The sequence below is a fragment of the Flavobacterium zepuense genome (genome assembly GCF_007097145.1).
Lineage (GTDB): Bacteria > Bacteroidota > Bacteroidia > Flavobacteriales > Flavobacteriaceae > Flavobacterium > Flavobacterium zepuense.
In genome coordinates, this window is record NZ_VJVZ01000010.1 from 44,640 (window position 1) to 60,411 (window position 15,772).

Annotated in this window: 14 protein-coding genes; 4 read left to right on the forward strand and 10 right to left on the reverse strand. The window is 39.4% G+C overall.

What is annotated here, in order from left to right:
• Positions 1–879 carry a glycosyltransferase family 2 protein gene (locus FMM05_RS14850; protein ID WP_143374188.1) on the forward strand — a complete coding sequence of 293 codons (879 nt, stop codon included), beginning with the start codon at positions 1–3 and terminating at the stop codon, positions 877–879.
• Here FMM05_RS14850 and FMM05_RS14855 read toward each other — a convergent pair.
• Genes FMM05_RS14855 through FMM05_RS14865 form a run of 3 tightly spaced genes read right to left on the reverse strand, consistent with a single transcriptional unit; the run spans position 871 to position 3,187 of the window.
• On the reverse strand, positions 871–1,965 hold the full coding sequence (locus FMM05_RS14855; protein ID WP_143374189.1) for a glycosyltransferase family 4 protein: 1,095 nt from the start codon (positions 1,963–1,965) through the stop codon (positions 871–873). The genes FMM05_RS14850 and FMM05_RS14855 overlap by 9 nt on opposite strands.
• Complete coding sequence (locus FMM05_RS14860) at positions 1,962–2,369, reverse strand: sugar 3,4-ketoisomerase (protein ID WP_143374190.1); 408 nt, start codon at positions 2,367–2,369, stop codon at positions 1,962–1,964. Before FMM05_RS14860 ends, FMM05_RS14855 begins: the two co-directional genes overlap by 4 nt.
• Complete coding sequence (locus FMM05_RS14865; RefSeq protein WP_143374191.1) at positions 2,366–3,187, reverse strand: glycosyltransferase family 2 protein; 822 nt, start codon at positions 3,185–3,187, stop codon at positions 2,366–2,368. The genes FMM05_RS14860 and FMM05_RS14865 overlap by 4 nt, the downstream gene beginning before the upstream one ends.
• Positions 3,188–3,234: 47 nt before the next feature.
• Here FMM05_RS14865 and FMM05_RS14870 point away from each other — a divergent pair, with 47 nt between their 5' ends.
• Positions 3,235–4,386: a glycosyltransferase family protein gene (locus tag FMM05_RS14870; RefSeq protein WP_143374192.1), complete on the forward strand. Its 1,152-nt coding sequence runs from the start codon at positions 3,235–3,237 to the stop codon at positions 4,384–4,386.
• Here the strand turns inward: FMM05_RS14870 and FMM05_RS14875 are convergent.
• From FMM05_RS14875 to FMM05_RS14905, 7 genes are all read right to left on the reverse strand, one after another.
• A complete protein-coding gene (locus tag FMM05_RS14875) occupies positions 4,383–5,303 on the reverse strand; it encodes a hypothetical protein (protein WP_143374193.1) in 921 nt (306 codons plus the stop codon). The genes FMM05_RS14870 and FMM05_RS14875 overlap by 4 nt on opposite strands.
• Positions 5,304–6,392, reverse strand: coding sequence for an MBOAT family O-acyltransferase (locus FMM05_RS14880; protein ID WP_235894417.1), 1,089 nt, complete (start codon positions 6,390–6,392; stop codon positions 5,304–5,306).
• A 319-nt stretch (positions 6,393–6,711) separates the two neighbouring features.
• Positions 6,712–7,983 carry an O-antigen translocase gene (locus FMM05_RS14885; protein WP_143374195.1) on the reverse strand — a complete coding sequence of 424 codons (1,272 nt, stop codon included), beginning with the start codon at positions 7,981–7,983 and terminating at the stop codon, positions 6,712–6,714.
• A 23-nt stretch (positions 7,984–8,006) separates the two neighbouring features.
• The gene (locus tag FMM05_RS14890) at positions 8,007–8,978 is read right to left on the reverse strand and encodes a GNAT family N-acetyltransferase (RefSeq protein WP_143374196.1); all 972 of its coding nucleotides are present in this window, start codon (positions 8,976–8,978) and stop codon (positions 8,007–8,009) included.
• Positions 8,979–8,996: 18 nt separating this feature from the next.
• Entirely contained in the window at positions 8,997–10,469 is a 1,473-nt protein-coding gene (locus FMM05_RS14895; RefSeq protein ID WP_143374197.1) for a hypothetical protein, read from the reverse strand.
• A 3-nt stretch (positions 10,470–10,472) separates the two neighbouring features.
• Complete coding sequence (locus tag FMM05_RS14900; RefSeq protein ID WP_143374198.1) at positions 10,473–11,855, reverse strand: methyltransferase domain-containing protein; 1,383 nt, start codon at positions 11,853–11,855, stop codon at positions 10,473–10,475.
• Positions 11,836–12,036, reverse strand: coding sequence for a hypothetical protein (locus FMM05_RS14905; RefSeq protein ID WP_143374199.1), 201 nt, complete (start codon positions 12,034–12,036; stop codon positions 11,836–11,838). The genes FMM05_RS14900 and FMM05_RS14905 overlap by 20 nt, the downstream gene beginning before the upstream one ends.
• Before the next feature lie 145 nt (positions 12,037–12,181).
• Between FMM05_RS14905 and FMM05_RS14910 the strand changes: the two genes are divergently transcribed.
• Positions 12,182–15,271, forward strand: coding sequence for a T9SS type B sorting domain-containing protein (locus tag FMM05_RS14910; RefSeq protein WP_143374200.1), 3,090 nt, complete (start codon positions 12,182–12,184; stop codon positions 15,269–15,271).
• An 80-nt stretch (positions 15,272–15,351) separates the two neighbouring features.
• The gene (locus FMM05_RS14915; RefSeq protein WP_143374201.1) at positions 15,352–15,672 is read left to right on the forward strand and encodes a hypothetical protein; all 321 of its coding nucleotides are present in this window, start codon (positions 15,352–15,354) and stop codon (positions 15,670–15,672) included.
• Positions 15,673–15,772 lie beyond the last annotated feature (100 nt).

Consider the following 15,772-nt stretch of genomic DNA (forward strand, 5'->3'; position numbering starts at 1 on the left):
ATGCTTTCTATTTTAATTCCTGTTTATAATTATAACATAACCGCACTGGTAAAGGCGCTGCACAGCCAATGCCTGCAAAGTGGCGTGGTGTTTGAAATTATTGTGGCTGATGATGCCTCTGCCCCGGAATTTAGCATTACCAATAAAGAAATATTACAATTGCAGCATTGCCGCCTTATACAGCATACTGCAAATATGGGGCGTACCTTAACCCGTAAACAACTGGCTAACGAGGCATTGTATGGCACCCTGCTTTTTTTGGATGCCGATGTATTGCCTGCCGATGACAATTTTATAAACAGGTACCTGCCTTTTATTGGCAAAAAAAATGAACTGGTTGTAGGTGGCTATGCTTACCTGCCTGCACCCGGGAACAGCAAGCCATTATTGCGGTGGCACTACGGCATTAGCCGCGAACAAAAAACAGCTACCGAAAGAAACCAACATCCGTACGGGAGCATATTTTCGGGAAATTTCCTTACCCAAAAGGCAGTATTTTTAGAGCATAACTACCCGTACAACCACAACTTTTATGGGCTTGATATGTATTTTAGCTACAGCCTGTATAAAAGCACTGTAGATATTGTGCATATAGATAACCCAATATACCATCTGGGGCTTGAGAGCGATACCGTATTTTTTAATAAGTGCCTGGAATCTGTCAGGGTACGAAAAGACCTGTTGGCCGATAAAGAAGGTATAGAGGATATTAACTCGCTGTTAAGGCACTACAAAAAGCTTAAAAAACTAAATCTTGATAAAGCGGCCGCCCTTGCATTTAAAATCACCGAACCTGTTTTAAAAAAACTAATCTTAAACAATCATAACCTTTTTTGTTTAGACCTCTACCGCCTGGGGTACCTGTGTACTTTAAAGTAACGATTTAAACAGTGCATCCCACTGCTGCATAATAGGCCCTATGGCAAATTTCTCAGAATTTTCTTTGGCTTTAGCCCCCATCTCTGCACGCAGGTTATCATCTTCCATCAATTTAGTAATCGCGTCTATTAAGGCAGCGTTATCACCGTCTTTAATTAAAAAGCCATCAACACCATCATTAATAATACCCTCGGGGCCTGTAGGGCAGTTAAAAGCCACACAGGGCACACCGCAGGCCATAGCCTCTAACAGTACCATACCAAAGCCCTCATGCCGCGATGTCATTACATACACCGATGCATTTAGGTAAGCATCTATAATATCTTTTGTAGGCTTTAAAAAATTTACACTGTTGCTAACTCCGTTATCAAGGGCAAGCCGGGGTACGTTGTAATCGGGGTTATCGTCTCCGTAAATGTCCAGTTGCCAGTCCGGGTGCAGTTTAACTATTTCTTTCCAGGCAGCAAACATGCGATCATATCCTTTTTGATATGTATGCCGCCCAACCGCTATTGCTCTTTTATTACTAAGGATGCTTGTTGTATTTGTACTAAACCATAACGGGTTGGGTATTATGACTGTATTATTGGCAGGCCATTCTTTAGCGCCCGCCTGTGTTAGCGCAACTACTTTAGTATAATGTGCAGCAAAAAAGTTCATATAGCCGTAAACCAGCTTATTTTTAATATAATTAAAAACACCGGGCATCTCTTGTTCATTAATGTGTTTTGTTACGTGCCTTTCATAAACCAGCGGGAGTTTTTTATATAAGATGAATGGCAGTAAAAAACTCTTAAGGCCGTTATCGCACATTACAACCACATCAGGGTTAATGCCCTCAATGCTTTGGTTAAGCAGTTTTTTATACGATTTAAAATACGGCAGCCTCCCCGATGTGTCAGGTTGTATAGAAGCTATAGTTACAGCCGGGCTTACAGGATACAGTATGGCCTCCTCTACAGGATTTGTAATAAGAACAGTAACCGTGTAGCCTAAGTTTTCGGCAAGGTAGGCAGCTTTAAGCAACAGCACACGCTGCACGCCACCTGCCCCGCTTATTTTAGTTGTAATGTAAAGGAGTTTCATCGTTTAGATTCGAGAAAATCATCAAACTCCCTTATGTAGTCATTCTCATCAAAAACATCCTCCGCTATAACAAGGCATACTGCCCCCGAGGAAAAATTTTGAAGTTCACGCCAAACGCCTTCCACTACAAAAAGGCCCTTGTTAGGCCTGTTAAGGGTGTAGGTGCGTTTTTCTGCCCCATCATTAAGCACCACATCAAAACTACCGCTAAGCGCAATAAGCATTTGTTTTTGGGCTATGTGGGAGTGCCCGCCACGCTCAGCACCGCTGGGCACATCAAACAAATAATACACACGCTTAAAATTGTATGGTACAATGCCCTCCTGTATAAAAGCAAGGTTGCCCCTCGCGTCTTCTATAACCGGTAAATCTATAAATCGTATATCGTTAAGAGTGGTTTTCATGTAATTGTATTAAATTCTTTTCTTCCTTTAAGGGCTGCTTTTACAGCTTTAGGCACTTGCCAAAACAATACCTTGCCCGATTTAAGTTCGTAAAGCAGTTTCAAAAGTACCCATATAAAATACTTGTTTTTAAAAATAGCTGTAAAAAGTGCCCCCTGTACATAATATTTTTGCTTAACACTTACCCTTGCATGGGTATCTGTACCGCAATGCCGTGCTATAACAGCCGGTTCCATCACGATAGTGGAATTTTTTTCATGAAGTTCATGGGTAAAAACAGCCTCCTCGCCCATTGTAAATTGTGTGCCGAGCCCAAAATTTTCATTAAATAAAATCCCGCTTTCTTTTATTTTTTTTAGGTTAACCACCATTTCAACTGACATTATACCCAGCCGTTGTAGAGGTGTTGTAGTAACCTGCCTGCTATTGGGGTATTTTTTATAGAGTTGCCCGACAACATTTAATATCCTAAAGGTTATCAGCGTTGCATCGGGGTTGAGGTTAAAAGCATTACATACAGCATCGGCAAAAGTGGGTTTGAAAACAATATCATCATCGGTAATAACACATAAAGCACCTTCTGCATTTTGCAGCGCAAGGTTCCTGCTTTTGGCGAGGCCTTTTTCAAAAGCATTAATAACACGTACCGTTGGATAAGGCGATGTAAGTAACGCAGACTCATCTGTTTGGTTAACTACAAGCAGGTTATAATTATAAAAATGGCCAAAAGGAAACATGGGTTCTAAAAAATCAAGCGACTGCCGGTTCATGGTAGCCACTAAAATTTCGATATCCGATTGTTTAAACGCTTCTGCCAATTGTTTTATATTTACATTCGCAAATATAAAAACTTTAGGGCTCCCCTATGAAAATACTTTTGGTTGGCGAATACAGCAGGCTGCACAACTCCTTAAAAGAAGGGCTTACCCATTTGGGCCATGATGTTGTCATTGTATCAACCGGCGACAGCTTTAAAAATTTTGCTACTGATTATTCTATCGCAGCCCGTTTTTTTGAGAGGTCGTGGTTTCTTAAAAAAACTGCCGGGGCATTGCTAAAAGTAACGGGCATAAACCTGTTTTTAACCGAAAAAGGCCTGCGGTTTTACAATCTGTTACCTAAGTTAAAGGGGTTTGACCATATTCAGCTCATCAACTCAGATGCGCTCGAAACACACCCCACGCTGGCAAAAAGGCTTTATAAAAAACTCTTACAGCATAATAACAGTAGTTTAAGCCTTTTAATTTGCGGCGACGAAACCCCTATAATAGACTATTACCTTACGGGAAAATTAAAATACTCGGTATTAACCCCTTATCTAAAAGACAACAGCCTAAAGTCTTACTTTAGCTATCCGCTTAAATATATAAATAAGCCCTATCGTAATCTTTTTGAGTGGATTAAAGCCAATGCCATATGCCTTATAACATCCGACCTTGATTATGAGGTACCTATGAAAGCAATGGGACACAATACTATTTTTATACCCAACCCTATTAATAGTGCTGTCATATCGTTTATTCCGCCTGTAGTAGGAAATAAAGTCATTATCTTTTTAGGCATCAACCGCATGAGCTATATTAAGAAAGGTATCACGTATTTTGAAGATGCCCTTGCCGAAATAGCAAAAAAATACCCTGATACCGTAGAGGTAATTGTTACCGAGAATATTCCGTATGCCAAATATATTACGCTCTACAACAGCGCCCATATTGTTTTAGACCAGGTATATGCTTACGACCAGGGTTACAACGCGCTGGAAGCTATGGCCAAAGGCAAAGTGGTTTTTACAGGTGCTGAAACCGAATTTACCCAATATTACAACCTTACTCAAAAAGTTGCCATTAACGCACTCCCCGATGTTGATGCCCTTGTAGCCGACCTAAGTTTTTTAATAGAAAACCCACAGGAAATTGTAGCTATAGGTACCCGTGCCAGATCTTTTATAGAAAAGGAACACAACTATATTGAGGTGGCAAAGAAGTATTTAGAAGCTTGGAGATTAAGCAACAGCTAATTATTTATAGATTTTATAAACCTATCTAATAGTTGCGAGCATTTTTTAGCACCGCCGCTATTTAAATGATCGGTATCATAAAAATCAGTATCCTGAAAAAGGCTGTCCTGAAAAAGGTTTAAATAATAAACATTTTTAATTTTAGCTAATTGTGAGCATTCTTTAGTAATAAGCGCCAATTTTTGTTGGTTTACATTAGCTGCATAATTACTTGTTACCGGCATTGTTACCAATACAACCGTAATACCTCTTTTATTGCAGGCGGCAATAATATTTTTTAAACGTTGTACATTTTTTCTAAAATCTACCGATCCATCTTCGTGTTTATCAGCAATAATCTTAGCCATTTTAGGATTATTGTATAACTCGTTTACCCCGTTCTGCCTACGCCAACCTTTGGTAGAACATTCTACTAACGTACCCGATTTAAGATATTCTCTAAGGCTAAAAATGGTAAGACTAAATCGCGGCACAAGTGCCAGGCTGTATTTCTTAACATCAAAATCAGAGATAGTTTGAGTATCTAAATCCATCTGGTCCTCATAAAAATACTTTCGCCACTCTAATTCCGGATGAAAATCACTATGGCTAAGGCTACTGTACTCTATTGGTATAATGATATTTTTTAAAACTGCAAAACTGTCAACATGCTTTTCAAACAGTAACTTATCATAAAACAACGTCTGACTCACGTTAGAAATATTAAACGCCGGGGCTGTAAAATCATCCGGATTTAATCCGTAAAAAGTATGCGAGTTACCCAAAATAAGCGTTTGGCAGTCATTATAACTTCCCCTTATATGTTTATTCTTTTCAGTATAGTTATTCGGTACCGCGCGGTAAAAAATTTCCAGCAGTAGCCATCCCAAAACAACAGGGATTAAAAAGTAATTGAGCTTTATTAAAAACTTTCTCATTTAAAATTTAAAATATACAAAGGATTGCGACTGGCCGGAAAAATACAAAATACTTAAAAAAATGGCTATATAAATTAAATATCTGGCAGAGGCCTGTTTAATAAATGATATATCTAACAAGTGTTTTTTATCTCTTTGCAGCCATTCTAAAAACAGATAGCCAAACAATAACAATAACATTAATCTTGAGAGGTCTGGCTTTGTAAATAACGAAGTGGAAAAAATAATACTGAAATACTCCAATGCTTTATCAACAGATTCTGCTTTAAAAAATACCCTTGCTAATGTTAGTACTGTAAATGTACCAGCCATAGCTATACAATTGCCAATAATAGTAGGTGGCGATGTATCCCATTTTTTGTAAAATATGTATAATATATAAAGGGTTGCATGTATGCATCCGTAAATTACAAACGTCCAGTTTGCGCCGTGCCATATTCCGCTAAAAACAAATACTATGGCAAGATTTCTTACTTGTATTAATCGCCCCTTTTTACTGCCGCCTAACGGGAAATAAATATAGTCGCGCAGCCATCCGGAAAAAGATATATGCCATCTTCGCCAAAAATCGGCAATGTTTATAGCCAGGTAAGGATAATTGAAATTATGAAACAGTCTAAAACCAAGCAATGCCGCGGCTCCAAGTGCCATGTGGGTATAGCCGGAAAAATCTCCGTATATCTGAAAGCTGTAAATAACCGCGTTCCAAAATAAAGTACTGCCGGATTGTTGCTCAAAATTATCATAAATCAAAGTAACAACAGCACCGCAGTTATCAGCGATAACTACTTTTTCAAATAGTCCCAATAGTATCATACGCATACCATCTACCGCAAGTGGATAATTAAAGATGCGGTTATGGTTAATTTGCGGCATAAGGTGGTTAGCCCGTTCTATAGGCCCGGAAGTTACCTGTGGAAAAAAGGCGATAAATAATGAGAAACTAAGAAAATCGCTTATAGGTATTGTGTGCTTCCTGTAAACATCGGTAACATACGCAATATTCTGAAAGGTATAAAAACTTATACCTATAGGAAGTAAAATTGTAAAAGTGGAAGCATTTAATTTCGTACCGAAAATAGAAACCACATCTACCAGATTTTCGATAAAAAAATTAAAATATTTAAAATAAGCAAGAATCCCCGCATTGATTAGTATTGCAATTACTAAGAGCAGTTTTCTCTTTTTAATAGCATCCCGTTTGTTTATCGCTATGCCAAAGCAATAATTTACAACAGTACTAAATAGTAAAAGGAACAAAAATCGCCAGTCCCAACAGGAATAAAAAAAATAACTTGCCGCCAATAAAAATAGATTTTGCAACTGTAAATTTTTATTAAAAACAAACCAATAGCATATAAATACTATCGGAAAAAATATTGCAAAATCTAAAGAGTTAAACAGCATGTTAAATAATTTTCTTTCTAAAATAGACCGCCAAAACTAAAAAATAACAAGCATAAGTAATGGCATGTGCCATAACAGCGCCTTCTGCCCCGTATTGTGGAATAAGCAAATGGCTGGATGTGTATAAAATGGTAAACGAAAGCACTTCGGATACTATGTAAGCTCTGGTCATTTTTTTTGCAAAAAATTCAAAGCCCAGTATAAGCGAGCACACTTTAAAAAAATCGCCCGTAAGTTGCCATAAAAATAAGGTTTCCATAGGCAGGAAATCTTTAGCGAACAGCACTTTTATTATCACTACACGTAAAAAGTACACCAACACAAGCCCCCCTGCAAATACAGGAACCATGATTTTATAGTAGCTCCTAATTACACCCTTAGTATCATCATTGCTAACTGCCGACGAGAGTTTTGGTAAAAAATAGACGGTGAGCATGGTTGAGGCAAACATTAGGTAAAAACCCGCTATACGGTTTACCGCTTCATAAAAGCCTGCATCGTCAGCGCTATAGCGCTCAATAATAAAATTACGTATGCCTATGTATACCACCGATCCTAATACCGCCGAAAGCAACATCATAACACTGTATGATAAGAGCCCTTTTAGTATGCTTTTATTAAAATAACGCATCTTTACAAATGTAAAACCGGGAAAAAGGCGATGTATTTGATATACCGAAAAGAAGAACAATATAGATGGATATGCAATGAGGCCGATTAATGCACCTGTTAACCCAAGTTGCCATATCAATATACTTGTAGAAGCCACACCGGCAATATTACCCCAAATATTAAGGTAAATAACACGCTTAAAATTACCCAGCCCGTTTAAAATTGCCATAAAAACAAGATTGCCCGCATATAAAGGCAGCGTAACTGCTAATGTTCTTATAGCCCATGTATAATCTATAGATCCAAACACTTTGGTACTCCAATAACCCGCAGGTATAAATAAGACAAGCATTATAACACCCAGAGTAGTAAGTATAGTTATAAAGGTAGTGGCAAGTACGTTATTAAGTTTATCGGAATTCTTCTCATTTTCTGCCGTGTACTTAATAATACCGTTTTGCATACCAAGCGTACAAAACGCATCTAAAGATGTCATCATGCTACGCAGATTACCCGTTACGGCCATACCCGCAGGACCAATAAAAAGGGCAATCATTTTAGATCCTACAAGCCCGCCTGCCACCCTAACCAATATGCTTAGCGTATTAAGGGATGACAGCCGAAAAAGCTGGCTTTTAACTATGTTCTTTATAAAATCCAAAAGGCAGTAGTTGTGTTGTAAAATTAGACAAGAACATTATCTAAAAGTATATAGTTAACGGTTTGTACTTCATAAAAGTCCTGGACCATGGTTCGGGCGCCAAAACTTTCTTTCCAAAAAGCAAGGCCATTGTTAAGCTTACGGCCTTGCTCTTCATTAGAAATTCCAAAGTCGAAATATTTTTTATTGGCGTAATGCTCTGTTACAAGGTAATGGTATAAAAAATCAAGGCTGCCGGTAAGGCCTTTATCATCTCCTGCCGATATGTATTGGGCGTGGGCAACCGTTTCGGTCTCAAAAATAACCGTCCCGGCAGCAATATGTCCATTGTTATTTACAATAAACAGTTTAATATTATCAGGAAAGCGGGCTGCGAGTTTGGTTATCTCTTCTGCCGAATGCACCGGAGCAGCACCATGCCTGTTTTGTAGGTTCGGAATTAAGACCTGCTGCCAAAAAGCCTCAAAATCGTGTGACTGTATTACTGTAAAGCCGTTTGCTATGCCTTTTTTTACGCCTTCCATACGGTTAGCGGCAATTTTTATAGGTAACGAATTATCTATCACGGCAAGGGAATCCCTGCGGGTAAGTTTAGCATTTGCTAAAAAAAGGGCATACTCCATCTCCTGGGCGGGTTGTAAATGATAAACTACAGGTATGGTTTTGATGTTGAGTGTCACGACACCCTCTGCATCTAAATACTGCAATACTGCTTTAAACACTTCTAAAACAGCAGATAGCTTTATTTTTTGATTGAGGATTAATCCGCCATAGGTTAGCCCCTTGTGCGAAAAAACTGTATTTCCTACCCTGTTGGCAGGTAACTGGGCAACTATTTTTTGACCCTCAAATACCAGCAACGAAAAATCGGTAAAGCGGTCGCTATGATATTCCATAAAGTCCCTATGAAATAAAAATGTGCCGTTTTTAGACCGGCTTACAAAATTATTCCACTCATTGTAATAAGAAACACTATAGCGTTCAATTGTATACATAGTTTGTTACCGCTGTGGTTACTTTACAGCCTCTATAACAGGCTCTCCCTTATCATTAATATATTTATAAACCCCGGCTGGCCTTAAAGTTCTCATATAACTCTCATCTTTTTGATAATTATTAAGATAGGCTTTATCCTGAGAAAGAAAAGAAAATACGGTCCTAAAGAGGTTTACCGATGATTTTAAGTCAGCATCGTATTCTTTATAAGCAGGGTTATTCCACTTTATGGCCAGCATAGCCCCATACATAGATTTGATAAGCCTGGTATCTTTTAAAACATTCTCTGTTTGTCCCAAATATTTAAAACCGGCAAACCCGCCATGATCGGCGCCAATAATTACAATAGCATTGGGGTCTTGCAGGGTAATAAAATTTATTGTGGCGGTTAGCCACTCATTAGCTTCGCCAATACGCCTTATATACGAATCCCTCTCCCCTTTAATACTCCTGGACGACGGATTATTAGATATATGCCCGGGTGTCATTTTCTCAACAAAGTAAAAATTACCAGATTTTCCGTTCTGTGCAACTTTAGCTTTTAGATCTTCCAAAACATTACGTTCCGCATCCCATCCATCCATAAAATACGGCAGTTTACTATAGTCAAAATTACAGTAATCATAACCCATTGCAGGCCTGTTAATTATAAGGTAAGGCCGCTCTGTTATAAAATGTGTTTTATAACCGTTACTTTTTAACGTAGTAAGTACAGGGTTTTTGCTAATAATTACACTACGTGCGTTATAAGGATCCATATCCGGCTGGCTGTAATGGTGCTGCATAGCAAACAGAGACGAATTAGAAAGCAGTGTAGAATAGTAATTAGACCTAAAGCTGTTGTATACTTTAAAATCTGTTTTTTTTAGATATGTTTCAAAAGCGGTATTGTTAAAGGTATACTGCTCGCTCTTAAGATTGTCCGGATTGGTATAGCCATCGGGCTGAATGTAATAAATATTTGGCCTTTGCTTAAAGGCAGCTTTCTCTATCTCATCGGGCAGTTTGTGCCATGCTGTGGGGGCAGTTTGTGTCATAACAACAATACCCGCCAGCGTATATAAATTAAATACCGATAAAAATAAAAGCAGCAACACCAGTAGCTTATAGTATTTTTTAACTGAAAAAGCTGCACCAATACTTAGCAGAACAACGCCTGCCAGCACTATTTTTTTAGATAGGGGTACACTTATTATCTGAACAATATAAAAACCTAAAAACATAACCATGCCACCCATAAGGATGTTTCTTTGCAACGGCTTAAGCTTTACAAGGGCTGCCAGCTTATAAGCCACAAACAATGTTAACGCAGGTATAAGCGCATAATAGCCTATTAAAAAAAGCAATTGCGGCCATGAATTTGCAAGACTGTAGTTTTGGGCATAATAAAATAAGACCATATAAACACCAATGCTAAAGCCCGCCAGTAACGGCACATCTTTTGGCGAATTTATAAAGTGCATTATCCTTTGCCTTAGCCTTTCTATCATGGTTTACTTTCTTTTTAGCAAGTACAGGGTACGGTGAGTATTAGGTATCTTTTCTTTTTCTATAACAGTATAAAAGTCTGAATAGTCTCTCTCAAAATTGTCACGGTTATAGTAGTCAAAGTATCCGGCAAATTCGCGTTTGCTTTTTAGCAGAAAACTAACCCAGGAGTCTTCCCTGTCGGGGAACTCTATAATAAGGTATGGCGTTAGCGAAGCAAACATTTGTGCCGACATTGCAAACGGTACATTGCCCGATAATGATATGTGGTGTATTAGCGCCAGCGCCAGTGCAACATCAAAACTATTATTGGCAATACGCTCCTGCAATGGTGCGCGCTCCTTATTATTAAAGCCAATGCCGGGTGCAGGATTAAGCAAATCGCTAACCAGCGGCAGTATGTTGTGCTCTTTGTTTTTAAGTACCTGTTTGTAGTTGTAATCAACCGCGTTAGGGTCTATATCGGTAACCAGTATTTCTTTGGCGCTATCTTTTAAAACGCGCGAAAATGTGCCATCATTACCTCCCAGGTCTACCACCTTTTGTGCGTTAATTGTACCCGACCATTTTTTTACCAGTTGCTTTTTATGCTCAAAGGCAGCGTCATCATAATTGGTAATGGCGTAGTAGTCTTTCCACTCGGTTTTTTCGTTAAGGGTAAGGTCTTTTATAAAATTGTAAAGTGAGTCGATAATTTTTATCTGGCTCTCTTTGGGCACATTTACCTTTTTCTCGGTAGTATTTTCGTCGCTGCTGTATTTAGCATCATACTTTGCCGTTAAAAATATATTGGTGTACACCGTTGGGCTAAAACGTGCCGAAAACGGCAACAGCTTTGCCACTTTTTGCAACGGCATGCCATCTATGTATTGTTGCAGTGTTTTAAGCATATCGTTGCCATAATATTTGGCAAGTAATAATGGCCCAAAAAAGTGCATTAGGAACTGCTTATATGCCCTCCAGGGTTCGCCGGGGGTGTAGGCATCAAACGACAGGGTATCTACAAATACAGGTGCCCCGTTATGAAATGTAATATTAAAAGCCGTGGCATCCTTAAGGGTATAATCGTGTTGCAGGCAGTACTTTTGTAATTTTAGGGTATGGAGCGCGGCGTGCTTGTATTGCGTAAAACTCCACTCGTAAGGGTAAGAAAAAAACGGTATATTTTCCGGCTTTATCTGTATGTGGCTTTCGGTTGCCGCAACCTCTTCGTGCTTAATTAAAAGGCCGCTATCAAAAAGCTTTTTGTAAAAGCCGCTGTTGGTTAACGATTGGTACTGGCTAAAATAAACAGGGTTAATTATCCTGTATAACTGCCCGTCGTTAACCTGTATATAACCCGATGGGTCACGAAAAGACGATGCATGCCTATTTGTTGTCTCCGCCATCTGTTTTATCTTCTATATCAATGTTGCCCATCAGGTCCTGCTCTTCTTTTTTTCCAAACATAGATTTTACCTTTGTAGTGATCTTTTTATAGAATAAAGCTACCGATGCTGCTCCTGCTACAACCAGCTGCACAATAAGTGCCCCTGTACCCGGATCGAAATATAAAAACGGAAGTTTCATAACGCGTTAATTTTAATCGGTAAAAATAAAAAAAAATATTCGCTAATGCTGTTTATTAATAACTTTAGCATGCTTTGATGTTGTTTTTGCATAAAAAATTTGCTATAACCTTATTTTTGTTAATTTTAGGAAAAATTAAATTGCCGTGAAACAAAAATTACAATGCCTTACCTTACTGCTATTTTGTTGCTTTGCAGCGCACAGCCAGATAGATGTTACCTTATATGAGCAGTTTAACGGTAAGTACGATTTTACTTTTGTAGGCAATACCTTAAACACTATAGGCAACAATGGTACTACCACGCCCTGCGAAATACTAACCTCATCATCGGCTACTTTAAATTTAGATCCTGATGAAACCCTTATAAAGGCCTATATGTACTGGGCCGGTAGCGGTACCGGCGATTTTAACGTTACCCTTAACGGAAATGCTATTGCTGCCGAGCGTACTTTTAACGTACAGGCCAGTAATACCGATGGCAACACGCGCCCCTATTTTAGCGCTTTTGCCGATGTTACATCCATACTGCAAACTACAGGGAACGGAACCTATACTCTTGCCGACCTTGACCTTACCGACCTTATAAACGATGATGTTCCTAACGAAGAAAACCTGTATTGCCAGATAGCCACTAACTTTGGCGGATGGGCTATAATTGTGGTATACGAAAAACCTTCGCTGCCGCTAAACCAGCTAAATTTATATGATGGGCTACAGTTTGTGCCTTCGTTTATAAACATTACACTGCCCAGCCTTAATGTGGTAGATAATTTAGGGGCGAAAATAGGGTTTTTAGCATGGGAAGGCGATGCTGTTATTCAGGTTAATGAAAGCCTTACCATTAATGGGTCGGTGCTTAGTAATACGTTAAACCCTGCGAATAATGCTTTTAACGGTACCAATACCGAGACGGGTTCTAACCAACTGTATAACATGGATGTGGATGTATACGACATTCAGAATTTCATTCAGGTGGGCGATGACACCGCCGAGATACAGCTTACATCGGGGCAGGATTTTGTAATGATTAATGCCATAATGACCAAGCTTAACAGCCAGTTGCCCGATGCTACCATTGTGCTTGATGAAATTACCAAGATATGCAGCCAAAACCTGGTAACGGTTGATTATACGGTATATAACGTTAACAGTACCGATGTACTGCCTGCCCACACCCCTATTGCCATTTACCTTAATGGAGACCTGATAGGCACTACCGAAACAGTTAACGAAATTGCCATTGGCGGTAACGAGCCGGGCACCATTACCCTAACCATGCCTGCTGGTATTACCGGCGATGCACAGCTGCTTTTTGTGGTTGATGATACCGGCAACGGAACCGGCACTGTTATAGAAACCAACGAAAACAACAACAATGCTTTAGAGAATATAACGCTTTGGCAATTGCCGGAACTGGAACCGGCAGATATTACCATTTGCGAAACAACCAATGGGTCTAACGTTGGGTTGTTTGATTTTTCAGACTATGAGCAAACCCTTGCCAACAATCCCGGCGATGTGGTTACGTTTCACACTTCTTTAGTGGATGCACAAAGTGGCGATAATGACATTCAAACACCCGAAAGTTTTCTCTCTACCTCTAACCCCCAGGAAATTTTTGTGCGCCTTTGGGATGAGAACGGCTGCCTTGGTATAGGCTCGTTCCTGCTTATTGCCAAAGATTGTAATTTCCCAGATGGTGTTGTTGCAGCATCTAACCTTATACAAGCCTGCGATTCGCGCCAAATAACGGTTACCTACACGGTTAGCAACCCCAATAGTTTTGATATACTGCCTAACAACACCCCGGTCGCTATTTATGCGAATACTACCCTGCTTACGGTTGTACCTACAGCGTCAGACATTGCTATTAACGGCAGCCTTAACAATACGGTTTCCTTAACAATCCCAAACAATATCCCACTTAGCTTTAACCTTATGTTTGTGGTAGATGATAACGGCACAGGTACAGGTATTATAGAAGAAACTAACGAGACTAACAACAGCTTTACCCTTCCGGTAACGTTGTGGGTATCGCCCATACTACAGCAACCGGCCGATGTTACCGCCTGCGAAACCTTTAACGGGTCGGGTATTGGGGTGTTTGATTTTTCGGGCTACCTGCAATCCCTAAAAGTTAATGATACTGATATAATTACATTTCATGAAACACAGGCCGATGTCGATAGTGGCACTAATGATATTACGGAGCCTAATGCTTACAGTTCTGCCACGGCCCACCAGATATTTGTAAGGCTGGAAGATGAAAACGGCTGCTATGATACCGCCATATTTACGCTCGTTATAATCGATTGTTTCTTCCCCGATGCTACCGTGGTTGTAGAAGAGGTTTACAAGCAATGTAACTCGCGCATCATTCACGTACACTATACAGTAAGTAACTTTAACGGAACCGATGTACTGCCTGCTGCAACCCCCTTGAGCATTTATGTTAACGGTCAGTTTTTAGACTATACCGAAACCCTGGAGGATATTGCCATTGGCGAAAGCGAAAGCAACTACATAACCCTTACAATACCTATAGGCATTCCGCTGGATTTTAACCTGACCTTTGTTGCCGATGATACCGGAGACGGTACGGGCATTGTGATAGAGCTTGATGAAACTAATAATGCGAACACGCTGCCTACAAGCCTTGTGCTGTCGCCCGAAATTGCCCAGCCTGCTGATATTGAGGGTTGCGATGCCGGTTTTGGCTTAGGGAAGTTTGATTTTTCGAGCTATGCGGAGTCGCTTAAAAACTATCCTAACGAGACGGTTACTTTTTACGAAACGCAGCAAAATGCCGACCAAGCGCTTAATCAAATTTACAACACCACCAGTTATGCCATAACTACAAATCCGCAGCGCATTTATGTAAGGCTGGATAACGGCACCTGCCATACCACGGCATCGTTCCTGCTGTACACTAAAAAGTGTGCCCCTACGCCTTACAACTATGTTACACCTAACGGCGACGGCATCAACGACGGCTTTTTTGTAGATGGCCTGCGCAACATTTTCCTCAACTTTAAAATGAGCATTTACAACCGCTGGGGCACCCTGATATGGACGGGCGACCATAGCAAGGCCGACTGGAACGGTATTGCCGATGTAGAGAAAGTGGGATCTGAAGGCACAACAGTACCTGCCGGCACTTACTACTTTGTTTTGGAACTTAACGACGCTGATTATCCACAGCCTATTGTAGGATGGGTGTATGTGACTAAATAAATTTAGGGATGAAGAATATAAAATTCGTTATCTTTTAAAAGAGGACGTTTTACTTCACTACCGACAAAAATTAAATAATCATGAAAAATATTTATATTGTAATAATATCGTTATTCTTTCTTTACTGTAAACCAATTAACAACGCTAATAACTGTACTGAAAATAGTCAATTCAAAAAACAGTTTTTTTCGAATATTAACTACATTGAAAAAAACATATCGGTCAAACAGGATGAACAGTTTAGAACTTCATTAAAATTTATTTCAAAATATGCTTATGTTTCATATGATTCAATGTTAAATTATGCTCGTACTTATCCTATAGGTATTTTCGAAGATGATAAAAAAGGTTGGTTAAAATGGTATGATGAAAACAAATGCAGTAATATTCAGTTTAAGTAAGTAAATGTAACTACCTTAAAACACTCCTTTCTAAAATCCATCATATACACCTACTATAAAAATATCACGAAAGCTAATAAAGGAATGATAAATCGCCTCC